The sequence below is a fragment of the [Clostridium] citroniae WAL-17108 genome, from assembly GCF_000233455.1.
In the GTDB taxonomy this organism is placed as follows: domain Bacteria; phylum Bacillota; class Clostridia; order Lachnospirales; family Lachnospiraceae; genus Enterocloster; species Enterocloster citroniae.
The window spans coordinates 1-25867 of record NZ_JH376435.1 but is presented as its reverse complement, the minus strand read 5'-3'; the positions used below and the strand labels follow the sequence as shown (position 1 = coordinate 25867).

18 protein-coding genes and 2 pseudogenes are annotated in these 25867 nt (G+C 44.5%); 18 read left to right on the top strand and 2 right to left on the bottom strand.

Annotated features, from left to right (window positions below):
* The first annotated feature begins 4 nt into the window (after window positions 1-4).
* The 11 genes and pseudogenes from HMPREF9469_RS29670 to HMPREF9469_RS29630 all read left to right on the top strand — a co-directional run bounded on the left by HMPREF9469_RS29670 (window position 5) and on the right by HMPREF9469_RS29630 (window position 6444).
* Window positions 5-1123, top strand: coding sequence for an ABC transporter ATP-binding protein (locus HMPREF9469_RS29670; protein WP_007871390.1), 1119 nt, complete (start codon window positions 5-7; stop codon window positions 1121-1123).
* On the top strand, window positions 1116-1709 hold the full coding sequence (locus HMPREF9469_RS29665; RefSeq protein WP_007871388.1) for a VanZ family protein: 594 nt from the start codon (window positions 1116-1118) through the stop codon (window positions 1707-1709). The genes HMPREF9469_RS29670 and HMPREF9469_RS29665 overlap by 8 nt, the downstream gene beginning before the upstream one ends.
* 159 nt (window positions 1710-1868) lie before the next feature.
* Window positions 1869-2285: pseudogene (locus tag HMPREF9469_RS29660) on the top strand (ParB N-terminal domain-containing protein); the annotation flags it as partial.
* Between the two features lie 99 nt (window positions 2286-2384).
* Window positions 2385-3146, top strand: a complete 762-nt coding sequence (locus HMPREF9469_RS29655; protein WP_007871384.1) for an MBL fold metallo-hydrolase — start codon at window positions 2385-2387, stop codon at window positions 3144-3146.
* Between the two features lie 92 nt (window positions 3147-3238).
* Window positions 3239-3703 carry a VOC family protein gene (locus HMPREF9469_RS29650; RefSeq protein ID WP_007871381.1) on the top strand — a complete coding sequence of 155 codons (465 nt, stop codon included), beginning with the start codon at window positions 3239-3241 and terminating at the stop codon, window positions 3701-3703.
* Window positions 3704-3748: 45 nt separating this feature from the next.
* Window positions 3749-4159 (top strand): ester cyclase, encoded by a 411-nt coding sequence (locus HMPREF9469_RS29645; protein ID WP_007871378.1) that lies wholly within the window; start codon window positions 3749-3751, stop codon window positions 4157-4159.
* 83 nt (window positions 4160-4242) lie between these two features.
* Window positions 4243-4419 carry a hypothetical protein gene (locus HMPREF9469_RS31695; RefSeq protein ID WP_227884806.1) on the top strand — a complete coding sequence of 59 codons (177 nt, stop codon included), beginning with the start codon at window positions 4243-4245 and terminating at the stop codon, window positions 4417-4419.
* A gap of 73 nt (window positions 4420-4492) precedes the next feature.
* Window positions 4493-5098 carry a hypothetical protein gene (locus tag HMPREF9469_RS29640; RefSeq protein ID WP_007871377.1) on the top strand — a complete coding sequence of 202 codons (606 nt, stop codon included), beginning with the start codon at window positions 4493-4495 and terminating at the stop codon, window positions 5096-5098.
* Between the two features lie 256 nt (window positions 5099-5354).
* Window positions 5355-5570, top strand: a complete 216-nt coding sequence (locus tag HMPREF9469_RS29635) for a hypothetical protein (protein ID WP_007871375.1) — start codon at window positions 5355-5357, stop codon at window positions 5568-5570.
* Between the two features lie 86 nt (window positions 5571-5656).
* Window positions 5657-5800: pseudogene (locus HMPREF9469_RS33955) on the top strand (VOC family protein); the annotation flags it as partial.
* A gap of 50 nt (window positions 5801-5850) precedes the next feature.
* Window positions 5851-6444, top strand: coding sequence for a nitroreductase family protein (locus HMPREF9469_RS29630; RefSeq protein WP_007871372.1), 594 nt, complete (start codon window positions 5851-5853; stop codon window positions 6442-6444).
* A gap of 298 nt (window positions 6445-6742) precedes the next feature.
* On the opposite strand, the gene HMPREF9469_RS29625 is transcribed toward HMPREF9469_RS29630, so the two are convergent.
* Together HMPREF9469_RS29625 and HMPREF9469_RS29620 are read right to left on the bottom strand one after the other, a co-directional pair.
* Window positions 6743-7099, bottom strand: a complete 357-nt coding sequence (locus HMPREF9469_RS29625; RefSeq protein WP_007871364.1) for a hypothetical protein — start codon at window positions 7097-7099, stop codon at window positions 6743-6745.
* A gap of 45 nt (window positions 7100-7144) precedes the next feature.
* Window positions 7145-8263, bottom strand: a complete 1119-nt coding sequence (locus HMPREF9469_RS29620; RefSeq protein ID WP_007871362.1) for a M20 metallopeptidase family protein — start codon at window positions 8261-8263, stop codon at window positions 7145-7147.
* Window positions 8264-8478: 215 nt separating this feature from the next.
* Between HMPREF9469_RS29620 and HMPREF9469_RS29615 the strand changes: the two genes are divergently transcribed.
* The 7 genes from HMPREF9469_RS29615 (at window position 8479) to HMPREF9469_RS29585 (ending at window position 25466) form a co-directional block, all read left to right on the top strand.
* Entirely contained in the window at window positions 8479-10236 is a 1758-nt protein-coding gene (locus tag HMPREF9469_RS29615; protein ID WP_007871353.1) for a S8 family peptidase, read from the top strand.
* Window positions 10237-10534: 298 nt separating this feature from the next.
* On the top strand, window positions 10535-11425 hold the full coding sequence (locus HMPREF9469_RS29610; RefSeq protein WP_007871350.1) for a tyrosine-type recombinase/integrase: 891 nt from the start codon (window positions 10535-10537) through the stop codon (window positions 11423-11425).
* 544 nt (window positions 11426-11969) lie between these two features.
* Window positions 11970-13622: an N-acetylmuramoyl-L-alanine amidase family protein gene (locus HMPREF9469_RS29605; RefSeq protein WP_007871347.1), complete on the top strand. Its 1653-nt coding sequence runs from the start codon at window positions 11970-11972 to the stop codon at window positions 13620-13622.
* Window positions 13623-13657: 35 nt separating this feature from the next.
* Complete coding sequence (locus tag HMPREF9469_RS29600; RefSeq protein WP_007871343.1) at window positions 13658-19960, top strand: InlB B-repeat-containing protein; 6303 nt, start codon at window positions 13658-13660, stop codon at window positions 19958-19960.
* Window positions 19961-19971: 11 nt separating this feature from the next.
* Window positions 19972-24426 carry an InlB B-repeat-containing protein gene (locus tag HMPREF9469_RS29595; RefSeq protein WP_007871336.1) on the top strand — a complete coding sequence of 1485 codons (4455 nt, stop codon included), beginning with the start codon at window positions 19972-19974 and terminating at the stop codon, window positions 24424-24426.
* Between the two features lie 117 nt (window positions 24427-24543).
* Window positions 24544-25074, top strand: coding sequence for a hypothetical protein (locus tag HMPREF9469_RS29590; RefSeq protein WP_007871334.1), 531 nt, complete (start codon window positions 24544-24546; stop codon window positions 25072-25074).
* Window positions 25071-25466 carry a helix-turn-helix domain-containing protein gene (locus tag HMPREF9469_RS29585; RefSeq protein WP_007871325.1) on the top strand — a complete coding sequence of 132 codons (396 nt, stop codon included), beginning with the start codon at window positions 25071-25073 and terminating at the stop codon, window positions 25464-25466. Before HMPREF9469_RS29590 ends, HMPREF9469_RS29585 begins: the two co-directional genes overlap by 4 nt.
* Window positions 25467-25867 lie beyond the last annotated feature (401 nt).

The following is a 25867-nucleotide window of genomic DNA, read 5'->3' as shown; positions in this document are numbered from 1 at the left end:
ATTTATGGAAAACAGGAATTTTGCAGGCGATCTGCAGATAAGCAAAGTGAATAAATGGTATCCTGGTGATGTTCATGCTGTTAAGGATATGGACATGGAAATAAAGAAAGGGGAATTTATAGTATTTGTAGGCCCTTCCGGCTGCGGAAAGACAACACTGCTGCGTATGATTGCAGGACTTGAGAGTATAAGCAGCGGTGAGGTCGTTATGGATGGCAGGATTGTGAACCAGGTTCCGCCAAAGAACCGCGATATTGCCATGGTATTCCAAAATTACGCCCTTTATCCCAATATGAAGGTAAAAGATAATATCGCATTTCCCCTTAAAATGCAGCACATCGGAAAACAGGAAATAGAGGGAAGGGTAGCAGAAACAGCCCAAAAGCTGGAGCTGGATGCTCTGCTTGAAAGGAAGCCGGGGGCCTTGTCCGGCGGTCAGCGCCAGCGTGTTGCCCTTGCGCGGGCCATGATAAGAAAACCCGGACTTTTTCTCATGGATGAACCGTTAGCCAATCTGGATGCGAAGCTCCGCACAGAAATGCGCCGGGAGATTATAACGCTCCAACGGGAGCTGGGGGTAACCACCATATATGTTACCCATGATCAGACGGAGGCAATGACGATGGGGACGCGCATTGCCGTGATGAAAGGCGGTGTTCTGCAGCAGTTCGGAACACCGCAGGAAATATACAGAAATCCGGCAAACCTGTTTGTTGCAGGATTCATAGGCTCCCCCAATATGAATGTGTGGGACACAGAGCTTATTTCAAATAACGGACAACATTATCTGACCCTGGGAAATGCCCGTATTCCAATGGATAAAGGCGGTCTGACCACAAGAGGACTGCAGGGGCCTGTTAAGGCCGGTATCCGTCCGGAACACATTGTGCCGGCTGCACCGGACGAGCCTCATGCGGTGCGGATGAAAATCAGCATTTTAGAAAATACCGGGCGTGAAGTGGCGGTTTTCCTCACCGGGGCTGACATACCGGATATTACAATGGTAACAGGCGCGGATTACTCAGGCCAGGTCGGGCAGGAGGCATATATTCGGTTAAAGCCGGAAAAGATACATCTATTTAGTACAGAGACAGGATATGCATATGGAGATGTTTATGTATAGAATATATTCAACAGGGATAGAAACTGCGGCTGCATCAATGATACTGATACCGATTCTTTTTTTATATCAAATATTTATTTTCCACAACATAAAAAAGACGGCTGCCTATATTATTTTAATTTTATATTTGACTGCAATGTGCTTTTTGGTGGGGTTTCCCAGTGTGACAGGGATTAAAATCGGTTGGTCTTATAATTTTATTCCTTTTTATGGTATGCTGAACGATATAACCAACAGCTATCTGAATGTTTTACTTTTTATCCCATTAGGTATATTTGTTCCATGCTTATGGCCCGAATACAGAAGCATGATGAAAACAGTGGGCTTGGGCCTGATGACATCACTGGGTATTGAAATACTGCAGATATTTACCTTTCGCGCAACCGATATAAATGATGTGATAACGAATGTGGCAGGTACAATGATAGGATATTTAATAGGCAGATTGATTATTAAACGGTTTCCACAATTAAACTGGCTTGGCTGCAAGGAACGTGAGTTATATCTTTTATATGCAACGGTTGTCGTAGTAATGTTTTTTTCCCAGCCGTTTATTCAGTCTGTATTAGGTAATTTCTCTTTATAGGGAATTGCCTGGCAGTACAGGAGATGTTACAATGATAAAAAACAAGGAAAGAGGGAAACACAGGTGTGTAAACCGTTTAGGGAGGCAGCATGAAAGGATTCCATCGACAAGGCGGTGGGTTGGACGAGTCTGTAATTCAGGAGCTTCAGGAGAAGGGGCATCAAATCAGACGGATATACGATGCCGGTCGTATGCTATTATGTAAAATCGCAGGATATTTATCTGATTGTGGACGGTTTCCACCGGTATCAGGTGATGATGGATCATCTGGATATCTACGAGAGAGAACAAGGATTGCTGCCGGTTTCTGTCATTGAGAAACCGATTGATAAACGTATGGCCAGCACCGTTCGCCATAACAGGGTACGAGGCACTCACGATGTGGATCTGATGAGCAACATCGTAAAGGAACTTCATGAGTTTGGGCGATCAGACGCTTGGATCTCAAAGCATTTGGGAATGGATAGAGATGAAATTTTGCGTCTCAAGCAAATTACAGGTCTTGCCGATCTATTCAGGGATATAAAATTTGGAGAGGCGTGGTGCCCTGTAGAGGAAGAGACGAAAAAAGAGTAAATAATATTAATGAGTGAAAGTAATAAACGCCCTTTGGCAGAAAAATAAGTGATGTTCTGCAAAGGGAATCAGATATTAATTATGGAGGTATGCTTGCAAATGGATAAATGGTTCACGATTGATCAGATTGATGAAGATACATATATTATCAGCGAATACCGGCATTGGGAGGAGACGCATTGCTATCTGTTAAATGGCTCCAGCCGCAGCTTATTGATTGATACGGGTCTGGGAATCTGCAATATTTATGATGAAGTAATGAAGCTGACAAATAAGCCTGTTACGGCTGTTGCCACCCATATTCATTGGGATCATATTGGCGGCCATAAGTATTTTCCGGACTTTTATGCCCATGCGGAAGAATTGAGCTGGCTGAACGGTGAGTTTCCTCTGACAATAGAAACAATCAGAGAGATGGTGGCAGACCGCTGCGATTTACCAGACGGTTACGATACAGGCACTTATGAGTTTTTCCAGGGGACGCCAACAAAGGTACTGGAGGATGGAGAGAACATTGAATTAGGCGGACGGAATATACAGGTATTGCATACACCGGGCCATGCTCCGGGGCATATGTGTTTCTGGGAATCAGACAGAGGTTATCTGTTTACCGGAGACCTGGTTTACAAGGACACTTTATTTGCCTATTATCCGTCAACAGACCCGGACGCATACCTTGCTTCTCTTGAAAAGATTTCGGAGCTTCCGGTCAAAAAGGTTTTTCCTGCGCATCATAGTTTGGATATTCAGCCGGAGATTTTAATCAGAATGAGAAATGCGTTTAGGCAGTTACGGGAAGATGGTAAATTACAGCACGGCAGCGGTACATTTGACTATGGAGATTGGTCAGTATGGCTATAAAAAGAAGGAAGCAGTATAATTTCATTTAGTTGTGTGCTATACAAAAGGATTTATCAGAAATAAAGAACAGCTATAGATTGAGGAGCGTTTATATGAAGTATGTATGTACAGTTATATCGGTAGCGGACATCAGCGCCGCAAGAAAGTTTTATGAGGAACTGTTCGGGTTAGAGGTCTACCAGGATTACGGAAGGAATATCGCTTTTACCTGCGGTCTGGCATTACAGCAGGATTTTGACTGGCTGGTAAGTATACCAAAAGAAAAGGTATTGAAGAAATCCAACAACGCGGAGATCGTCTTTGAGGAACAGGATTTTGACGGTTTCCTGAATAAGCTGAAAGCATACTCGGACATTGAATATTTGGGAGAAGTCATTGAGCATAGCTGGGGACAACGTGTAATCCGGTTCTACGATCTGGACGAGCATCTCATAGAGGTTGGCGAGGATATGAAAATGGTGCTCAGGTGTTTTCTGGCGTCAGGTATGACTATGGAAGAAGTCTCTGTGAAGATGGATGCTTCTATTGAGGATTTGACCAAACTTCTGAATACCTAATACGTGGTGAAGGAATAAACTAGTGGAAAGTTGAGAGGTAGGACAATGGATTCAGTGGAGAAAATAAAATATTTCTATGAAACTATCATATCTGAAGATCAAATTGGAAAAGTAGCAGAGTTTGTCCATGAAAAATGTTGTGTGAAAATGGGAGAAAGACTGATTCCAGTTGGCGTTGAAGGTATGAAAGAACACATACAAGCAACAAAGCAGACATATCCCGATTATAAGATGAAGATTATTAAGCAATTTTGTGATGGTGATTATGTCATCTCTGAATTTGTAATGGAGGGTACACATAAAGGTGAATGGCTAGGAATGAAGCCAACCAACAAACGATTGGTATTTACTGGCATTAATGTTGATAAGGTAGTTGATGGGAGGATTGTGGAGCATGGAGGTGCAGTAAATACATTTGAAACTTTATTTGAAGCAGGTATGATAGGAGCAATATAATTTTGAAACGTGAAATCGAAAAATAAGAATAGGGGATAATTTCCCCACTCTTATATATTACGAAATTTGTAAGAGGTCAATTTATGAATATCGAGTATAAGAAAACAAAAGTTTTTACTGCGGCAGAGTTGCAAGGATTGTTTTTGTCTGTCAAATGGGAATCTGGAAATTATCCAGAAAAACTTGTTCGTGCAATGCAAAATTCCTCTCATGTAATTTCGGCATGGGATGGAAAGAAAATAAGAAGTTGTGTGGCTTGAAAATTGTAAGTTGCTTTTATGCGTTCTTGGCATAAAAAGGTGTATTTTAAATTGAAAGGATGGGCGGGTGCTAATGAAAGAAATCATCAACTTCATTGAAGCGAATGTGGATGGCAAAACGCTGTTTACAAAGGAATTAGTTTACGAACTTGAAAATGGTGCGTTACAGGGCGTTTACTCAGATCAAATATCTTTCTCTAATCTAAAATATTCTCAGAGCGGATTTCAGTTGGATATGTTTATTGTATCTAATGAGAAGATATGGCTCATGGGAAAGGATGGAGAACGTGAAAAATTGCGAAAAGATTTCAGCAGTGTATCCCTGTTCCGATTTGAACTAGCGGAGCGAAAAAGCACCAATAGTTTGACTGGCTGTTTTCGTTTCATTTCAGCATCAGGGAAAAATGTGGCAGCAGAGGCTATCGTAAGTGGGATTTATGATGTGCATCTTGAAAATGATGTGCTGAAGTTATCGGAAGATCAGGTCTTGTATCGGGATCAGCCGATACAAGAAGGGCATTTTAAGCCTGTTGCATTTCAATCGGAACATTGTTTTTATGTTAAAGCTAATAAGCTACACTATGAATACAACGGCAAGTGTTTTGATGTGGACTCAAAAACTATGCGGCGTAACGATAGCTCCGATACCTTTCCTCCGTTTATTTCAATCGAAAAGTAAGAAATGACGAATCAGTTTGACAGGAGCGCAGAGATGGATGTTAAGAAATTTTGGAATGCAGTTTTAGGGCAAGGTGCAGATAAGATCCGGCCTTATTTCAAGTAAACAACCTATATAAATTGGCATTGCATCATTGAGCATTTTTCCGTTGAAAAGTTGAACCCAGAATTCCCCATGAAATAGTCGAAGCGGTTGCGATTCTGACGCATTTGGCTTATAACAATTTAACAAATCGGGATTTTCAGAGGTGAATGGAATGATTCATTTGGAAAAGATAAATGGCGAAAATGTCTGGGATATTCTAAAGTTAAAAGTCTCAGATAGTCAGAAATCTTTTGTTGCTGGCAATGATATCAGCATTATTGAAGCGTATGCCACTATTACATCCAACGGGTATGCTTTTCCGTTTGGCTATCATATGAGCCAGAGAACACGGTTGCCAAATCGCTGTATGTCTCTTTTGGATTTATAGAAACCGGAGAAAAAGATGGAGAAGAACAGGTTGCCGTATTAAAGCTCTAAGACAACTTCAGGCTTGTCGGTGAGTAACACAACAGAGATCTGGATGGGCATCTTATAGAGGTTGGAGAGAATATGAAAGTGGTGGTCAAGCGTTTTCTTGATTCCGCCCTGACGATGGAGGAAGTCTCTATGAAAATGGATGCTTTTATTGAGAATGTGACAAAACTTCCGAATAACTAATATGTGGTGGGGGAATAAACAAGTCGATATTTGAAAGGACAAAAGTAAAAATGATTTCTTCAATTTATAACAGACGAAGCACACGGAAATTCATTGATAAACCTATATCTCAAAAAGATATTATAGATATTATCCAAAGTGGAATAAAAGCCCCTTCTTCTAAAAATAGACAACCATGGAAGTTCATTGTGATACAAGGAAATGCTAAGGAAGACATGATAAATGTTTTCCGGCTAGGAATCGGGAGAGAAGAAAACGATAGCGCATTGTTACCGCAAAGCAGACAACACATAGCTTCTGCAAAATACACTATTGATATAATGGCAGAAGCACCAATCATAGTCTTTGTTGTTAATTCACTGGGGAAAAGTATTATGGAAGAATTAACAACAGAAGAACGTGTTTATGAAATCTGTAATATTCAATCTATAAGTGCTGCTATACAAAATATGCTTCTCGCCGCGACTGAGAAGGGAATAGGTAGTCTTTGGATATGTGATATTTATTTTGCATATCCAGAACTGTGTAAGTGGTTGGATAGTGACGGACAACTTATTGCGGCTATTGCATTTGGTTATCCAAATGAATTTCCTAAAGAAAGGCCACGCAAGAAGATTGATGATGTAGTGGAGTGGAGAAGGTAATTTGTCAGAATAACAACTTCCAGTTTGCAGAACTGGAAAATTTGAATTGATTTATCTGCAATGAATATGAAAGCAAAAGGACAGAAACCATATGAAAATAACACAAAACTTAATGCGGGTGAAGGAACTTTTGCTTACCCCACCCACGTTTTCAGTTAATCAGGCCCGACTCTAAAACCTAGCTTTACACGCTCATTTTACGTGCAACACAAACAGGATGCCTGTCTTAATCGGCAGACAACTTAATGAGTCAGTGCTTTGGAGAATAGGAAAGCCGCCCAAAGGCGGCTCTCTGTTCTCAGCATTTTACAAAATAATAGAACTCTATGTCATCTATCGTAATCCACACATATGGATTACCCAATATGTCCCTTACACCGTTTACAACCTGTGTAAAAGCTTCATGGAACTCTTTATAACTTCCAACCTCCACTGGATTCCATATGATTATAAAGTTCGCGGTCAGCCCGTCCAGATCGGGTCCCCGTTTATCTCCACAGAGGAAATAAGATTCGCTTAACCATGCGTTTACATATATGCCTGTACTCGCGTATACTTTTTGGGCAGCTTTTCCCCAAATCTTAACCAGAATGTTCTGAGTGACGATTTCCGGTATAAGTCCCGCAATGACAACGGTATATCGTTTTGTACGCATATGAATACCCTTTTTTATTAGTATATTCAGCATACAAAGAAAAAGTTATTGGCTATGGTTTCGCAGCCAGTTTATGGCATTTGATGCGTAAAGTGCACTGCCTAGGGAAAGAATCTCCTCATTAAATACAACGTGGTCATTATGCATCGGTTTGCCGAATAGAGGATTTTCCTCTGGGGTTCCGGCGCCTATTAACATATAGCAGCATGGCCTCTCATAAGTATAAGAGGCGAAATCCTCTGATCCCATACCGCCTTGTGTAAACAATACTATTTTATAAGGCTCATAGCATTCCTTCATGTAGCTGGCAAGCTCCTTGACCATTTCACTGTCGTTTTGCAGCGGTGGTGCGGAAGCAATTTCTTTCACACAAGCTTGTCCGCGAAAGAGAGAAGCTGTCTGAATGGAGATTTCTTCAATTCTGTCAAAGATATATTTGGATATCTTGCAATCCATTGCACGGATGGTTCCCTCCAGAATCACATCTTCAGGGATGATATTTGGAGCTTCGCCGGCAGAAAACCTGCCAATGGTAAGTGCGGCAGGCTGGGTGGGGGCAATTTCTCTTGCGATGATTTCCTGAAGAGACAGATAAATATGGGCCGCAATATTGATGGGGTCAACTCCGGTTTCCGGCATTGCGCCATGGCAGCCGGTACCTTTTATATGAATCTGAAATAAAGTACATCCTGCCATGCAGGTGCCTGAACCACACATAACCGTTCCGGATGGAATGCCGGAAACAATATGGAAAGCAATGCCTGCATCTACATGGGGGTTTTCCAAAACACCGGCTTTTAGCATCGCCTTTGCACCTGTGAATCCCTCTTCGTCAGGCTGAAATACCAGTTTTACGGTTCCCACCAGATCCTGCTGGTATTGTCTTAATAATTTAGCTGCTCCCAAAAGCATGGCTGTGTGCATATCGTGTCCACATGCATGCATAGAGCCATTTTTGGAGGCAAAAGGAACAGGAGCCGCTTCCTGAATGGGCAGAGCGTCCATGTCTGCTCGAAGAAGGATGGTTTTGCCCGGTTGTTTTCCTGATATCGTGGCAACGACAGCACTTTTGCATAGTTTCTGAGGGAAATACCCATACTCTTTTAATTTGTTAAATATGTTTCTCGCGTTTGTTTGAACGTTCCACAGTAGTTCTTCTGCCATACTCCTTATCCCGCCCTTTGCTGCCTCTTGGCGGTATGTTAAATATGCGGGGATTATCCTTAAGCTGAATATATACGTTCGACCGTATTTAATTGCTGAGCAGGGAGCAGTAAGTGAATGTGAAAAAAATTGCTTGTTTGCTTTATGCTGCCAATCAGTGAAAGGTTTCTGAAATTCAGCATATACTGTTATCAATACCCTATATGAGGTACCTCATGGCGGACTGCCCTATTAATTCAGCCTCAGAGACCATTGCTGACTTTATCTACCGTTACGGAAGCCGGCAGCAACTTCCTGGTAATTCGGAAGATACTCTCTGTATGGACTTTGTAAGCACTGATTTCAGTATTATATATACCCCGCTAGATGCCGTAGAACCCATATCACTAAGAGAGTTTACCTATTACAGTATCCCTGGACTGTACACACTGTTGGATAGTTCCAGTATGGACGCTTCCGGCATTTTAGCAACCCACGCATCACCTGCCCTGAGCAATCAAGGGAGAGGTGTTATAATCGGCATTATAGACACAGGAATTGATTATACCAATCCCCTTTTTCGCAATCAGGATGGAACTACCAGAATCATAAGTATTTGGGATCAGAGCCTTCCGGAAGATAAAAGTATCCTTCCTACCGGTGTACCCAACCGCTATAATGCCAGCGGGGCAACCTACGGCACAGAATATACGCGGGAGCAGATTAACGAGGCACTGGAATCTGATAATCCTCTTACCGTGGTGCCGTCTACCGATACCAACGGACATGGAACCTTTTTGGCGGGTATTGCTGCTGGAGGAATCCTGCCTAATCAGGATTTTACAGGAGCCGCCCCGGAATGCGAACTTGTAATCGTTAAATTAAAACCAGCCAAACAATATCTGCGTGATTTCTATCTTGTTAGCAGTGATGCTGATGCTTATCAGGAGAATGATATTATGATGGGCATTAAGTACCTGCGCGTGGAGGCATACAGCCAAAGAAAGCCTCTGGTCATTCTACTGGGAATCGGCTCCAATCTGGGCAGCCATGAAGGGACATCTCCACTTAATGTGATGCTTCAAGATATCAGCCGAAATCTGGGAATGGCCACAGTAATTGCTGCAGGCAATGAAACTGGTCGGGGGCATCATTACATGGGCTCTGTACCGATAGGGGAAGAGTCCGTTGAGGTGGAAATTCGAGTCGGGAACGCGGAATCCCAGCGCGGATTTGTAGTAGAACTATGGGCTGCCGCCGCTGATACATATTCCGTTGGATTCGTCTCTCCCAGTGGTGAATCCATAGGCCGCATTCCTATTATAGGCAGAAACGAAACCTCTATTGGGTTCCTCTTAGAACCCACAGTCATTACTGTTAATTACCAGCTGATTGAGACAGGCGCAGGCAAACAGCTTGTTTTTATACGTTTTAATGCCCCTGCAAATGGAATTTGGAGAATACGCGTGTATAATACTCAGTATCTCACTGGGCAATTTAATATGTGGCTTCCGGCCCATAACCTGATTTCCGATGAAACCGTGTTTTTGGCTCCCAGTCCATATACTACCATAACCCTCCCGGGAGATTCTCCCTCTCCAATCACAGTAGGCGCCTACAATCATTTAAATAACAGCATCTACATTCATTCCGGCCGTGGGTACACAATAGGTGGATTGATTAAACCGGATCTGGCAGCTCCAGGGGTTAATGTAAGCGGTCCATCGATAGGGCGCAGGAACCAAGACTTCATTCCCATGACTACCCGAACAGGAACCTCGGTTGCTGCCGCCCATGTTGCTGGTGCAGTCGCTAATCTTTTAAGCTGGGGCATTATAGAAGGACATAACACAGCAATGAGTGAAGCCGCCATCAAAGCTTTTTTAATAAGGGGAGCAAAACGAAATCCAGCACTATCATATCCCAACAGGGAGTGGGGATATGGGGCTCTGGATATATATGAAACTTTTTTACGGTTAAGAGAAATAAGATGAATGAATTATCAAAAGCAGCAGGCCCTCATAATAATAAGAGTATACTAAAAAACAAATAACATGGTAAAGATAAAAGATGGATTGGCACAAGCCCCACAATGGCAAAAGCTTTTTGCTATCGTGGGGCTTGGTTTGTTTATAGTTACTCAGTAGTTCAGTCTATTGCTTATTCTAGATGTTTATCGTGTCTATTTTATAAAAGATATCTTCATTATTTTTCTGTTTTCATTTAGGATAACTACCAATGACTGGGGAATTATATTTGTAAAGACTATATTGATGTAAGGAGCAGGATTTGATGAAAGAAGAAAGTAGATTATTAAGAAGAACAATTACAGAAGAATCCGTTAACAGATATTGCGAATGGCTTTATGGATGCGAAAGGAGTAGAGGGACTATCAGGCAATACAGGCATTATATGAGATTGTTCATGCAGTATATGAATGGGAAGAGCGTGGAGAAAAGGGACGTAATTATGTGGAAGGGAATACTGAGAGAGAGAATGGCTCCGGTAACGGTCAACAGTGCGCTGGCAGCAGTCAATGGCTTTTTTGCATATAACGCATGGCAGGATTGCCGGACCAAATTTTTGAAGGTAAGCCGCAGTGTTTTTTGCCCGGAAAACAGGGAAATAGGTAAAGATGAATATAAGCGTTTGGTGAAATCCGCTTACGAAAAGGGAGATGAAAGAATGGGTATGCTCCTTCAGACTATATGCGCCACAGGAATACGAGTTTCCGAAGTTCCTTTTATTACCATAGAGGCAGCAAAACAGGGAAGAGCAGAAGTTGAATGTAAAGGGAGAATAAGAACCGTTTTTCTGACTCCTCGTTTGTGTTCTATGCTGTTGGACTACGCAAAGAAAAAGCATATTGATAGCGGAATGATCTTTGTGACTAAAAATGGGAAAGCCCTCGACAGAAGCAATATATGGAGAAATATGAAAAAACTGTGTGAAGGAGCTGATGTATTATGGGATAAAGTATTTCCACATAATTTTCGCCATCTTTTTGCCAGGCTGTATTATGAGCAGGAGAAAAACCTGGTCGGGCTTGCGGATATATTAGGGCACAGTAATATTAATACAACAAGGATTTATACAATGGAGAGCGGCCGCAGCCATATGAGACAATTAGAAAAACTTGAAGTATTGTTTGGTTTTTACAACAAATTATCTCTTTTGTTGTAAAGATGTCCGTGCAATAATAATAATTTTACTACATATTTAGAAAGAAGTCTACAGATATTCTTAATAAATATCATAAATATATGTTTTTCGACATAATAAAATGGCCAACTGATTTTTTAAAGGTTGGCCTATTTGCAATGCCTGAATCTGTGGTATTTAAGTTTCTCGAAAATTCTGCCAGTTAGGTTTTCACCTTCTTTCTATTAAAATCTGAAGTGGTTTTACAACAAAAGAGATATTTCGTTGTATATACACGTAATGAGGGGAACATGGCGAGAAGATATCATAGATTTTTTATTACAGCCATGACCGTGTTATTGGCAGGAACATATCCTACACTGAGTTTGATATCAGAGACAGATATGTTGGACGACCGTTTACATATTAAAAGAGGTGCATGATGAGAAAAAGGGAACGCTTAGATTTATTTCCGTCTGCTAACAATGGAAAACGGGGTGAAGTTTGGTAAAGCTAAGGTTTTCCCGCTGGGATGAGATATTCCGGTGGTTTATCATAGATATCAATGATGAAAGGAATATTTGGAATGAGAAGAAGAATAACGGCAATCGCAACTCTTATGCTGTCAATAGGATTTACCGCGATTTTGTTTTTGGTAACAGCACAAGCGGCAGAAGGCTGGAACATGTCGGGGGGAGAATGGAGCTATTATGACCAGAACAACCGGACAGTAACCCTGACCTGGAAAAAGTCAAAGGATTACTGGTATTATCTGTCGGAGGACGGAACCATATTGAAGCATTGTGTGTTCAGGGATAAGGATTCTGTTTACTATGTGGATGAAGAAGGGAGAATGGTACAGGATACATGGATATATGCGGATGCAGGAAAGACTGCCAAAGATGGGTTTGAAGAAGGATGGTACTATTTCGGCGCAGATGGGAAAGGTTACCGGCGTAAGAACAGCAGCTTTAAAAGAAATATAGGGGGCAATACCTACATATTTGACGAAAATGGGAAGATGATGTCGGGATGGTTTGACGAGGATGGCAATCCCATTGAGGATTCAGACACCCCATTTGTTGAAGGGGTTTATTATGCAAAAGAGGATGGAAGGCTCCTGACCGGAGAATGGCTGGATTATGGAGATATTGATGAAGGAATCAGGGGGGCCGACCTGGACAGTGAGGTTGCAGGGAGAAACTACATGGATTATGACAGGATGTGGATTTTTTTTGACAGCCATTCAAAGAAGGTTAAAAGCAATGGAGACCGTCTGAGACAAAAAACCATCAATGGCGCCAAGTACGGTTTTGATGAAAATGGCATCATGATTCCCTGGTGGAGTAAGGTAGCCAGTATCAGCAATGCAGATAAGAGTAATCCCAGCAGCGATGTTTCAGCCCGATATTATTCCGGCTATGACGGTGGCGTGCTTCTGAAAGATAGTTGGTTTTGGATGTATCCATCGGAGAATCTGGATACGGAAGATTATTATGACCAGGAATGCAGCTGGTGGCATACGGATGAAAGGGGCGGGGTATATAGGAACCGTATCCGAAAAATCAATGGGCGTTCCTATGCTTTTGACGGGATTGGCAGGATGCAGACAGGTTTTGTCCTCTTCGATGGAAAGTCTGAGTTTGTAGCCCGGTATGAAGTGGATGACTGGAGCTCAGAGGATTTTATTGAGGGAGCTATATATGGTATTGAAAAGTCGGATTTGTACCTGTTTTCTCCGGATGAACTTAACGATGGCTCTATGCAGATCGGGAAGGATATCGCAGTGGAACTGGAGGATGGGGTGTTTCATTTTGGGTTTGCCTCCAATGGAAAAGCGTTCGGCAACCGGAACCAACTTAAAAAAAAGGATGACATGTACTATATCAATGGACTCCGCCTGGAAGCGGATGAAGAATATGGATACGGGGTTGTAAAAGTGAAAGATGGAGCGGATACCTATTATCAGGTGGTGGATGCCCGGGGAAAAGTGGTTGAAGGAACAAAGAAGATTGTAAAGGATAAAGATGGCGGTTGGCTGCTCATCATCCGAAACCGTTTTGCGGCCTGGTGTGGAGATGAAGATAAGCCAAGGTGGAGAAGAGGAGCGGAAGGGACAGGATTCTACCATTATGATAAGGGAAATAAGGAAGACCACTTTGCCGAAGGGCTCATTGCAGCTGCCGATACAGAGCCTGATATTGACAGCCTGCCGGAGGAAGAACGGCTGAATTTTTAAAAGGAGATGAAAAATATACAAAGGAGATGAAACAAATGAACAGCGGCATACATAGATTCTATAAACGCCTGACCGCCATGTTGCTGGCCATATGCATGATAACAGGAATTGTTTTGGGACAGCCCAACATTCTGTCATATGCATCCACGGAGCTGCAGAATGAAAATCTGGGAGATGGGGCCAGCGAGGCAACTGCATATACATGGAAGAATGGTTCTGTGACTGGCCAGGGAGGGGGAGGTAATTCCTGGCGTTTCGACCTTAGGGGCCTGCAGGCAGGGCAGCATAATTATGCTCAGGCTGGTATTAAAACAACTTACAGTAACGGAGGGTATGCAACCTGGTTTCAGGTCGGGACTAATTCCAAACAGCTGATAGGAGGCAATACAAACGGCGGGGTACAGTCTTTGGATTCCTATGGCATAGAGGTGAAGATTGCAGTATCCCCGAGTCCGGATAATAAGTATGTGTTTGTTGATTACTACGTCTATGACAAAAATGGTCAGGGCGGATTAAATGGCAGGACCATAAGAATGGGAACCGGAACCGATGTTATGATTGGAGGCACCCAGGAAGATGACTATGCAACGGTATATAAAAATGACCGTGGCTTTCATATGGTAAACCAGCATGTCAAGACTACGTTTGACTGCATCACAAACGACAGCAGCCTTGGAGTAACGCCTCCTGATACCAGATGGATTGGAAACTATGGCGCTTGGGGAAGCAATGTGTTTAATGAAGGCGGAGGCAGTTCGGTAAGTGGTATTGACTCGGGGATGGCCTATTCGTGGGAGTTCCAGCTTCATCCATATGAGACGGTTCACAGGAGGGTTGCATTTGCCATCAGAGATACCTCCTATTATGTATCGGACCAGTACGGTCAGGATTCTTCCAACGCAGAAGGAACCTATAGCAGTCCTTTTAAAACCATTGAATATGCGCTTAATAAAATCGGAAATAATAAGGGATATATTTATGTAATGGATTATCCGGAGATTTCGTCCGCTATTGATGTGACGGGAAACAGCCAAAAGGATATTACCATTGCCAGTACGGATTATGACCATGAGGGGCATCCTATGAATGAGGATGGTGATTATATTAGAACCCTGACGCGTGCATCCGGGTATACGGGTCCGCTGTTTAACGTATCAGGCCCCACTTTAAAGTTTACTGACATTGTCCTGGACGGAAACCATGCGGAAAGTCAGGATCCCCTGATATCCGCTTCATCCGGAAAGCTGGAGATTAACAGCGGCGCTGTAATCACTAACTGCAGCGGCAGTGAGTCTGGCCAGGGAAGCGCGGTAAATGTAACGGGAAGCGCGGGACTGTCCATGAATTTTGGAACGGTTTCCGGAAATGTGTCCGCTGGAAAGGGAGCTGTTTATTACAATGGGTCAGGTGCATTTGAAATCAGAAACCGGAATCAGATATCGGACAACACAACTCTGTCCGGGAAGAAGGCAAACGTATATCTGGCTCAGGATAAATATATAACAGTTATGAGCGATTTGGACACGTCCCAGATAGGCGTTACAGCAGAGCAGCTTCCTCTGGCATCACCGGGAGGGATATCATCCCAGCCTAGTCAGGAAGTAAAGATAGCTGTGCCGTCAAGTAGTTATCCGGGGGCTGCAGGCTCCTGCCCCTTTGCGGATAATTTTAAAGCAGACCAGGAGGCGGGGAATTCCGGTGTGTATGTAAGCGCGGGAACGGAAATCCTTGGCAATGGGCGGAATGCAGTATTAAAGCGGAATGGATATACGGTGTCCTTTATATATCGGGATTCTGCCACAGGCGGAACTGTGAATGGTGCGCCGGCAAGCATCCCCCTGTCATATGCGGGAGGAGATGCGGTTGAGGTGAACGCGCCCGCCGCCATTACTGGATACGGCCTTACAGGCGTAACCATTGACCAGGGGACAGGCGGCACTCTGAGCGCCCAGGCAGATGCCGGTGTTGCAGATTTTGGCAAGGTAACGGGAACCATGCCGGGCCAGGATGTTGTTATCACATATGAATATACCAGAAACAGCGGTTCCATTGTATTTGAAGCCAATGGAGGGACGCCGGAGCCTCAGGCTCTGACCGGTTCTGTTGGAGGAAGCGTCAATGCGCTGCTGCCTAATATCAGCCGTTACGGCTACCAGTTTGTGGGGTGGAGTACGGTCAATGACAGGGTGAATCCAGATCTCATAAGCGGATTGCCATCAGAATTCCCGGAGGACCCGGTTACTTATTATGCAATTTTCTCACCGGACAGTAATGTGAAGTTTGATTATACGGTTGACTATGTCAATGCGGATGGTTCCATCGTATTCCAGTCGACCACGGCCGAGGATGCCTACAGCGTGGAGGCCGAGGTTCATTCGGGGAAGAAGAACATCCATGGCTATACCTGGAGTTTGGCAGATTCCTCCACGAATCCGGCCATCTACAATTACGGTGATGGGCACGGGCCCGTTCCGTTCGGAAACTTTAATGGAAATACCGGTGACTTCTCGGGGAAGATGCCGGGGCAGGATGCGGCCGTGAAATATGGTTATCAGGTAGACCGCAGCAATCCAAATGCGAAATCCGCATTTACGGTTAAATACATGACAGAAAATGGTACGGTTGTCCATGCGCCTGATGTGCAGGAGGTTTTTCCAGAGGATATAATTGCGGCGGCTCCGGCGGATGTTTATGGCTTCCGGTACCTGTCAGGCAGCATCACGGCGGGAACTGCTGCAGATGATACGGACGGGCATCTGGTAAGCTCTGTCCAGGGCGGTTTTGACAGCGATGGAAGGTTTACGGGAACCATGCCGAACCAGCCGGTTGAGATAACGTACCTGTATGAAGCCACGGAAGAGGGCTATGAGTATAAGATTCATTATTTGGATAATGGCACGCAGGATGAAAGGCTGAGAAACATTACAGGACCGGACATCCAAAATGTAACAGCGGATACGCCTGTGACCGCTGAATTTAAAAATATGTATGGTTATGTGTTTCAGGATGAACGCTCGGAACCTGCATCTGCAGGAACCTTTGACAGCAGCCATAATTTTACTGGAACTATGCCAAATGACCGTTTGGCTGTCACCTATCGTTATGACAGAGACCCATCAAAATGGGCGGATTTGATTTACCGGGCAGGAGAACATGGGAGCCTGAGCCGGGGAAGTAATACATCGCCTGATGTAACGGCCATGGTTGGAGGAACTTACAAAGCTTCCGTGCTGCTCAATGACGGAACAGATGAGGGTGCTGCAGGCAGCTATACATGGAATGACATACTGGAAAAGAGACTGGTTCCTGAAACGGCTGCAGACATCTATTACCGTTTTGAAGGCTGGTTTATCGACCAGAATGGAAACGGAATCAAGGATAGTAGTGAGGAGCTGCTTTCAGCCGACAGCAGGTTTACAGGTACAACTATCGTAACTGCATACTTTGGAGAAGATCCTGACCAATGGGTTGATATTCACTTTGCAGCAGGAGAGCATGGAACCATAGATGCGGGGGAAAACGTAAATCTCCATATCCAATATGACCGTACCTGGGCCGACATCACGGGAAATCTGCCCGCCTATACACCGGAGGTCAATTATCTGGTAGACGGTTGGTATGATGGCGGAGTGCCTGTGGAAGATGACAGCAGACTTGTGAATGGAAATACCTATACCATACGGTTCTATCCGGACCCGGCAGTCTTTGGTACAGATGTGGCGGCTCGGGATGCATCAGCAGGTATTGATACGCAGGGAAAAGGCAGGATTACAGTCTATGGGACAACCCAGGGATATCAGTATATCATCACGGACATGGAAGGCAATATAATAGATGTGGTACGCGGGAATATATCAGGACGGGTATATTTTGAAGACCTGTATCCTGGTACGCGGTATTTAATATATGAAGCAACAGGTACGACACAGGCACAGACCGGGCGGCCCGTAGACAGTGTGATCGGAATCGTAAGCAGTGCCACTGAGGTTCTGGTCCCGGTAGTGGAGACCAATTACCAGGTTCTTTACGATGAGGAACATGAGGGGAAGACTGTTTTCGTGATTAAGCCGGCGGATACGGATTCCGATTATGCTATTTTAGATAAAGACGGAAATGTGATCACAACTCCTGAGACGGGAGATGGGGGCTGGCAGTCGGCCGGCGGCGGCCAAACGGCAAGCCTGACCTTCTCCGGACTGGATTACAATGAGGAATATGTGGTAGTGGCAAGGCCTCATGGGTCATCCGGCATCACTGCGGAAAGCAAATTGGAAGACGGGACTCACATCAGCACAGATCCGGGCGGCGAACTGGATATTCCCAACTATGTAGTGGAGGCGATTAATGGCCAGATCCACTCTGTTGATGGAGTAGAATTAGATATCCCCAGATATGATGAGGTCCACAAAGGCGATGAAGTGGTGCTTCACGCGGAAGAAACCGATGGAAATGGACAGAATTTCCTGTACTGGAAGATAACAATCGGGGCAGTTCCGGGAATGACAGAAACCATACGCCGTCAGGATGTGGCATTTATTATGCCGGATTCCAACGTGGTCATGACAGCTTATTATGAGCGTGCGGCAGCGACACCCAGCAATGCAACGGTGACGGATGAAGTACGGGGAGGTAATAAGCATGAGATGGCTCTGGACCCCAATGAAATTGAAAACCTGGAGGAGGAGCTTACCACAGACGCGGACCGGACTCTTATGGATGTGAACCATGCAGATGTGACCTATAAAGTAGTATATAAAAAGAATGTGGCAAAGGCGACTGAATCCAATGCAATTAAACGTTCGTCTTATTATGACAGTGACCATGAAGAAGCGTACCATGGAGCCTGGGGATTGAATGTAGATATTGAACGGTATGTGAACGGGCGGAAAGTAGGGGTAGCTTCGCCATCAGAAGCAACATTTAATACATATGTGCAACTGGATAAAGAAGATGTAGACATGATGGACTATCAGCTGTTTGCTATTTCCGAGGATCCGGATGATGGGGAGCTGATCATTGAACCGGTTGATATGTCTGATAATCCGGAAGAGACCGGCGGTTTGTTTACATTTACGGCTCAGGCCGGAATGAGATATGTGCTTATCTATTCCAGGGCATACAGGATTTATTTTATCAATAATAAAGAAGAACCAAAATACCGCTATTATTTTAAAGTGCGCCGGGGTGAGACACCGGGCAGTGGAGACTATTCCCTTGAATACAGCCAAGTGGAGACGCCAATCGATTCATTTGTTGATAATGAGGGAGTTGAATTTAATTATATTGGCTGGAGTTACCGGGAAGACCGGCTGAAGGAATTTGACCCGGACAAGGAAATCAAGAGGAAGACGTATGTATATGCGTTTTACGATGACAACAGCGGTGAAGTGAATGATGCCAGGAAACAGCTGGAGGATGCAATCAAAGCTGCAATCGAAAAATCAGACGATTATTTCCTGACGCTGAAGGAGACGGAAAAGATAAAGGAAGCCATAGAGGAAGCCTTGGATGTATTCGACAGAACGGGCCCCCGGGCAACTCTTGATGAACTTTTGGATGCCCTGGACCGTTTGGAGGAAGCCTGCGAACCTTTCGATAAGATTCTGGAAGACCGGTATGATCATTATGACAAAATCCAGAATGGAGGAAACAGCGGAGGTACATCCGGCGGAGACGGCTGGGGAAGCGGAAGCCATGGCGGTTCAGGAAGCGGTTCGGGAGGAAGCAAAGGCGGATCGAAAGGAGGAGGTGGCAGCGCTAGGTCTGTCAGCACAGGCGGACCTGTCATAACTCCGGCGCCTTATGTTGCGGAAACCAGTAAAAGTTATGTAGTTGGAACCAATGGGAACTGGGAATTGGTTGATGCGTCCAATGATAAATGGGCCTTTGTGCTTAACGGGGGTATACGCCTGACCAGCATATGGGCAAAGCTTGATTATGCCAATGGTGATGTGAATAAGAATGGCTGGTATCATTTTAATGCGAATGGTCTTATGGATTATGGTTGGTTCAGGGACGAGCATATGAACTGGTATTACTGTAATGCGAAAAAAGACGGCTGGCTGGGAAAGATGAAGACAGGATGGCATTATGATGAGGTGGATAAGCATTGGTATTTCCTGGATTTGGTTACAGGCCAGATGGTAATGGGATGGAAGGAAATTGAAGGAAAATGGTATTTCTTTACACCTCAGAATACGGCACAGACATATTCATATGACCGCAGCACCGGGAAATGGGTGTTTATGCAGAATCAGGAAAGGCCGCTTGGCTCCATGTACAGCAATGAGAAGACACCGGACGGTTATCAGGTAGGCGCTGATGGAGCTTTACAATAGCAGGAGGTTTTATGAAAAGGACAAATAAGATTAAGGCATATCTGGCCCGTGTCTTGGCCGTGGCCATGGTGATAACCATGGCCGCGCCTCCGGCGCCGGCGTATGCGTTGAGTTACGGGGATCCGGCAGTCATTCGGTTTGATCCCAAGGAGGGGCCGGATTTATCACATTCAAATTACATAAATGTTCCCAGAGATGGAGACCGGATTACGTATGCTGCCGGACAGGCTGGCCATCCACTGGCTGAAGCAAGTGATTTCAATGGAATTGCCGTGGAAAATCTGGGTTCTGGTGACAGGCCGGTACTGCCAATATTTGACGCGGGTTTGAGCTGGCCGGGATATACCTTTGACGGCTGGTATAATGCAGATGGCAATAAGATACTGTATCTGCCCTTTGCGTTTCCTTACAATTCAGCCACGGTGTATGAGGCACGCTGGAATGGTGATGCGTCCAGTCAGTTTGATTTTACAGTCATGCATTACCGGGACCTGGATGAGGACAGAAATGGCAGCATGAATGGAGAAGACCCGAATGCATGGCCCGAAGCCGGTGACGGCCAGATATATAAGTTTTTTGATGATGGAAGCTGGACAACCCGGGTGACGGCCAATACAGCAGTATCTGCCACCTACAAACGGGATATACCGGGATACAAGGTATCTTCTGTACTTATTAAGAACAACAAAACCCGCCGTTTTGATGACGCCTCAGGCCATGGGACGCTGGGGGAGGCCGCGACCATTAATGAGTCTACCCGGTCTGTTCGCGGAAATATGCCCAATGATGACTTGACTGTGGCATACAGATATGAGCCTGACAGTTCAAAGAAATTTGCCCTTCGTGTAGAATATGCAGATGGGAGTGGCCGTGCGATCCGTACTCCGGAAAGCTATCTCTATTCCGCGGAGTCGCAGGTTTCTGCTGCACCGGCACAGATTACGGCTTATACCCTTACCGGCGCTCAGATAAAAACAGGCAGCGGGGATATAGATGATTTGTCGGGAAGAGGGATATATTCGGCGCAGACAGCAGGATGCACATTTGATGCCCAAAAGAACTTTACCGGAAAGATGCCCAATCAGCCGGTAACCGTGGTATATACTTACGAGATTGACCCTTCTTATGTAACCCATGTAACCATTAACCGGATAGACAACCATAACAATGTGCTGGCTGAGCCGGAAACAAGGGAGGTGTCTCCTAATGAAACAGTGACGGTAAATGTAGAGCGAAAAGCCGGGTATACGTATCCGCCTAACATTGGATGGAATGGAACATTTACCGATATCAGTATGGACCAGACAGCAGCCACGCTGAGTTTTAAAACAGACTTTACAGGCGGCACTGTTACGGTTACCTATAATGAAGATCTGAATGATACAGCACATTGGGCCAGGATAAACTATTACAACAGCGAACATGGAAGTTTGTCAGGAGACAGCAGCCCGCGTTCCTTACGGCTTGGCACCCACTCCATTGATACAATCACAGAAGGGATCACGCCATCTCCTGAACAGCACTATATGTTTAACGGTTGGTATAAAGCCAATGCTTCCGGTACAGGTAAAGTAGGAACCGTGTTGACCGGAGATATTGAACTGACCGGAGACCTCAAACTTTACGCGGATTTTGTGGAAGACCCGGGACAATGGTGTGATATAAGATTTGAAAGCGGAAGCCACGGCTCTATTTCAGGAACCAATTCCATGCATGTGCCGAAAGGGACTCTGTGGTCTCAGATTTCCCTGCCCCAGACTACACCGGACAGTAGCTATATGTTTGCTGGCTGGTTTGATGAAAACGGGAATCAGGTTACGGACTCTAATATGCCGATACTGGCGGATCAGACTTACAGGGCTCGCTTTACACCTGTGGGAGGCGATGATGGAATCCTGTGTATCCCGGACGGAACAGGTAGCATCGGAAGTGGCGGGATGGGTAAGATTGAGATAAGCGGAGCAAATGAGGCGCGTAAATATGCCCTGACGGACAGTAACGGACGGCTTTTGGCAGTGATGACAGGGGAACAGCTTGGCAGCGGCTGCTTTGAACAACTGCCGCCCTGTGACAGCTACTACGTGTATGAGATGGCGGAAAGCGCAGTTCCTGTTATTGGAGACATACTGACAGATTCAGTGGATCCATCCTTAATAAGTCAGCCAGCCCGTGTCATGGTACCTGCTATTGGAGGGAATTATTCCACCGCGGATGATACGACAGAGGGACGAAAAAAGATTGTTATCCATCCGGCAGGAGAAAATACTGTGTATGCGGTTCTTGATATGGATGGAAATGTGGTCAGTCAGGATGGGAACGAAGACGGATGGGTAAGCCCGTCCGGCAGTCCGCGGACAGTAGAACTTGCAGGACTTGAACCAAATGTATCCTATATCATCGTGGCCAAACAAGCAGATAACGGCGATGCGCCTTCAGACCGTATGATAAACGGGAGCCAGGTAATGGTAACAGGCACTTCGCAGCAGGATCGTGTGTATACCTTCCGTTTGGTGAACGGAGGTTATGTGGAATCAGTGACAAGAAACGGGGAAGCGCTGGATGTGGAAGAACATACAGATGAAGTCCTGGTAAAGGCAGGGGACCAGATCAGGATATCTGCGGAGGATATGAATCCTTCTGGGCAGTCATTTAAACAATGGGAAGTACAGATTGGTAATTTGCATATCTCATACCTGACCAGAAGAAATCAGACCGTGGAAATGACAGCGGGAGATGTAATCCTCCAGGCCATGTATGAAACGCCTCCTGTAGCGACTGCCTCCAATGCAACGGTGGATTATTCACCCAAAAACGGGATATTTGCCCTGGACAAATCAGATGAAGCACTTCAGGAATTAAAGGAAGAACTGGTTGATAACGATGAGGATAGCACAGCGCTTTCAAACGGGCAGCGGATAGCTTATACAGTTAAGTTCGACCGACACGCACCGGTGGCATCTGCTTCGGAAGCTGTGAGGCAGGAAGTGGATGACGGGGAGAGCGTTAAGACACCATGGAGTTTGGAGATCGGACTTACACGAAAGGTGGATGGAACCAATAAACCACTGGTGGAGGATGCAAATCTGACTCCAGCAATTAAAGCGTTTGGAAAATTAGACACCAGTCTTTTGGAAAATCTGGAATACAGGTTATGGAAAATTAATTTTGGAGAGGATGAGAGTGATACATCCTGCGATGAAGTTCTGATAACACCTGACCCGAATGAGGATGAGAATTTTACTGGAAGCTTTGCCTTTGAAGCTAATATCGGTGATACTCTGGTATTTAGTTATTATAAAGCGTATGAAGTGACCATCATGGATACCGGAAGGGGGCAGGTTCACACATTTAAGGTAAGGGATGGCAGGTCCTTGGATGATACGGAAGACTATATGGATTTAGATATTCACGAAGGCTATACGGATTCCGTTACAGGCATAGCGTATGAGTTCACAGGCCTGTCGAAACGCCAGTCTGGAGGAGGGATGTATGATACTTCAGATCCAGTGACAAGAGATTTGAAACTGTATGCTGTCTATGAGCCCGAAGACGATACCCAGTGGCAGGAAGCAAAAGAAAGGCTGCAGGAGGAGATTAATATCGCCAATGCCCTGAAGAATAATGGGTCTGTAAGCGCAGAAGACAGAGATGCCATTACTGAGGCTGTGGAGGAGGCTGTCGAAGTGCTGAACCGTGTTCCAAGATCTTCGGTTGATGAATTGGAAATTGCTTTTGATACACTGAAAACATTAGTAGACCGCATCAGCAGTGGTGGTTCAGATGACCCCAATGGTCCAGATGACCCAGATGACCCCAATGGTCCAGATGACCCAAAAGGTTCAAATGGCTCAAGCAGTTCAAAAGGTTCCTCTGGTGGAGGACGTGGAACGGTAGGAGGTGGACCAGGTAATAATGGCGTAGGAAATAGTTACCGTACTTATCTGGAAGGAACCGATGGTAGATGGGATAATTTTGACCTGATTAACCATAAATGGGCATTTGTATTAAATAACGGAACCAGTATAAAAGACAGCTGGGCCAATATTCGATATACCTATGATGGAAGCAACCAGATTGCCACCTATCATTTTGACAGTGAGGGAGTTATGGATAGCGGCTGGTTTTTGGACCAGGATACGGACAAGTGGTATTTCTTGTCAGATATATATGATGGGTGGTTTGGCCGAATGACAAGGGGATGGCACTATGATGATACCGATGGCAGATGGTATTACCTGAGCCCATTCACCGGAGTTATGTTGCTGGGATGGCAGAAGATTGATGGAATATGGTATTATCTAACAGCTGATAACCAGCAGAAGACTTGGACGTTTAACGGGGTATCGAAGCGATGGGAATATACGAACCGGAATGGCCGCCCATTGGGGTCCCTGTATATAAATGAAATGACACCAGATGGATACCAAGTCGATGAAAACGGAGCTTGGATTCGGGAAACACCTTAAGTGGGGTTTGATTCTGCCCTATAGTGCCTAATGGCATTATGGGGCAGAGTTATAATATGCGGCAAGGCGGATAAAGCCATTATCAATGAAGGAAATATGAGAGATAAGGTGACATATATGGAAGAAAGTGATTTTTATACACTGGAAAACACGGACCGTGTGGGTATATTTCTCATTTGTATTAAAAATAAACAGGGAGAATTAAGTGGGGACATTGTAAATTTTTATTTAAAGGAACCCGTGGCATTTACCGGCATACTGGATTTGGGACTGAAAATAGATACATTATGCGCGAAATTTCAACGGCCTATGGCGACAACAGAACCAAGGTTTTTGACCGCTTATATGAAAAGAGCATATGAGAAGCGGGAACTGGACAAAGAGCATATTCCACTGAAATACTGTACAAAGATTCAAAATATGGATCGATTTATGGCTTTAGGTATAAGCACAAGTGAAACATTGGTGATTGAAATCCACCAACGTCAGTTTTCTAGTATGCAGGGGCGTATAAAAGGCAAATGCAGTGAAGGAAACTATATTTCATTCCGTAGTGCCCTGGAGTTGATGAGAATGCTGCGTGAGTATGAATACGCACGAAATGCACAGGCTGGGAAGAGAAAACGTGGGAGAACCGCCGGAAAATGAAACAGAATAAGGTGGTATTAAACCATTACGATTATATGGTATCAAAGACAGAAGAAATAAAGGGCTCTATATGCCAACGGTTAAAAAATATACGAAAATACTTTGGATTTAATCAGGCAGAGTTTGCAGAATATCTGGGTATTACGCAGGCAGCATACTCTATGATAGAAAATGGCTACCGCCCATTATCAGATAAATATATTCGAGTTATTTGTATCATTTTTAGTGTGTCTGAACAATATCTTTTGTCAGGAGAAGGGGAGATGTTTGTGACGTCTCCCCATGAAAAAGAACTCCTATTGTTTTATGGAAAACTTGTACCGGAAAACCAGAAGTACCTTCTTATGATAGCAAGAGAACTTTTTAAAACTCAAAAAAAACTTTTGCAGTGAAATTAATATAGAAAAATTATTACAAAGGTGAAGATTAAAATAATTTACAGTATAATCAAGCGGGGATATAAATTGAAAGAATAAGGTTAAGGAAAATAAATATAATTCCCCTTTTTATTAAAAGCCAGCGACTCCTATAGGAATCGTTGGCTTTTTAGCTGTGTCACAGTAAAAATAAACCACCTGCTCTGCAGGTGGAGGGAATATCTTCAGATAAAAGCAACTCCTGTGCTAAACTAGATGTAGGTCTGCAAACCACAAATAAAAAGCACAGGAGGTCCAAAATGGACAATAATAGTTTAGCTCATAGTGTGTCCTGAATGCTAGAGGATACTGAAAAGACAGTAACCGAAAAGCAGTGCTTTTCGTGAGATGGAAGCAGGCCTTCCGCAATCGGTATG

Excerpts from the sequence above, each read along its gene's own strand:
- HMPREF9469_RS29630 (WP_007871372.1), top strand. The coding sequence starts at position 5,851 with ATGATTTCTTCAATTTATAACAGACGAAGCACACGGAAATTCATTGAT.
- HMPREF9469_RS31695 (WP_227884806.1), top strand. The coding sequence starts at position 4,243 with ATGAATATCGAGTATAAGAAAACAAAAGTTTTTACTGCGGCAGAGTTG.
- HMPREF9469_RS29635 (WP_007871375.1), top strand. The coding sequence starts at position 5,355 with ATGATTCATTTGGAAAAGATAAATGGCGAAAATGTCTGGGATATTCTA.
- HMPREF9469_RS29665 (WP_007871388.1), top strand. The coding sequence starts at position 1,116 with ATGTATAGAATATATTCAACAGGGATAGAAACTGCGGCTGCATCAATG.
- HMPREF9469_RS29605 (WP_007871347.1), top strand. The coding sequence starts at position 11,970 with ATGAGAAGAAGAATAACGGCAATCGCAACTCTTATGCTGTCAATAGGA.
- HMPREF9469_RS29655 (WP_007871384.1), top strand. The coding sequence starts at position 2,385 with ATGGATAAATGGTTCACGATTGATCAGATTGATGAAGATACATATATT.
- HMPREF9469_RS29645 (WP_007871378.1), top strand. The coding sequence starts at position 3,749 with ATGGATTCAGTGGAGAAAATAAAATATTTCTATGAAACTATCATATCT.
- HMPREF9469_RS29590 (WP_007871334.1), top strand. The coding sequence starts at position 24,544 with ATGGAAGAAAGTGATTTTTATACACTGGAAAACACGGACCGTGTGGGT.
- HMPREF9469_RS29650 (WP_007871381.1), top strand. The coding sequence starts at position 3,239 with ATGAAGTATGTATGTACAGTTATATCGGTAGCGGACATCAGCGCCGCA.
- HMPREF9469_RS29640 (WP_007871377.1), top strand. The coding sequence starts at position 4,493 with ATGAAAGAAATCATCAACTTCATTGAAGCGAATGTGGATGGCAAAACG.
- HMPREF9469_RS29620 (WP_007871362.1), bottom strand. The coding sequence starts at position 8,263 with ATGGCAGAAGAACTACTGTGGAACGTTCAAACAAACGCGAGAAACATA.
- HMPREF9469_RS29625 (WP_007871364.1), bottom strand. The coding sequence starts at position 7,099 with ATGCGTACAAAACGATATACCGTTGTCATTGCGGGACTTATACCGGAA.
- HMPREF9469_RS29670 (WP_007871390.1), top strand. The coding sequence starts at position 5 with ATGGAAAACAGGAATTTTGCAGGCGATCTGCAGATAAGCAAAGTGAAT.
- HMPREF9469_RS29600 (WP_007871343.1), top strand. The coding sequence starts at position 13,658 with ATGAACAGCGGCATACATAGATTCTATAAACGCCTGACCGCCATGTTG.
- HMPREF9469_RS29610 (WP_007871350.1), top strand. The coding sequence starts at position 10,535 with ATGAAAGAAGAAAGTAGATTATTAAGAAGAACAATTACAGAAGAATCC.
- HMPREF9469_RS29615 (WP_007871353.1), top strand. The coding sequence starts at position 8,479 with ATGGCGGACTGCCCTATTAATTCAGCCTCAGAGACCATTGCTGACTTT.
- HMPREF9469_RS29595 (WP_007871336.1), top strand. The coding sequence starts at position 19,972 with ATGAAAAGGACAAATAAGATTAAGGCATATCTGGCCCGTGTCTTGGCC.
- HMPREF9469_RS29585 (WP_007871325.1), top strand. The coding sequence starts at position 25,071 with ATGAAACAGAATAAGGTGGTATTAAACCATTACGATTATATGGTATCA.